Origin of the sequence: Streptococcus suis (assembly GCF_002960445.1) — a bacterium.
Taxonomy (GTDB): Bacteria; Bacillota; Bacilli; order Lactobacillales; family Streptococcaceae; genus Streptococcus; species Streptococcus hyiners.
Map to the genome: position 1 here is coordinate 1 of NZ_POJD01000442.1, position 288 is coordinate 288.

1 protein-coding gene is annotated in these 288 nt (G+C 37.5%); it reads right to left on the reverse strand.

Translation table 11 applies throughout. The features are described 5' to 3' along the window. On the reverse strand, positions 1–288 hold a 288-nt coding region (locus tag C1G53_RS12445), incomplete at both ends, for a hypothetical protein (protein ID WP_153046737.1).

Here is a 288-nt window from a genome sequence, read left to right on the forward strand (position 1 = left end):
GTGATACTGTATCTCCCTCACGACGATAGATATTAGTGGTTCTTCCTCCACCCATAACTGGACTATTCCATGGTACACTCATACCATTATAGTACAGACCATTTTTCTGAAACTTTTTCCGTTCTTTTAGACGGACTACAATTGCTTTATTACCTAGTTTCCAACCTTCTTGATAAAATTCGATTGTATGAGTGCTTTCAAATCCATCAAAAGCCGGATAAGAATTTCTCTCAGAATAAACTCGAACAGATATTCCAATATCCGTACCTGGTAGGTAATAATGGTGGA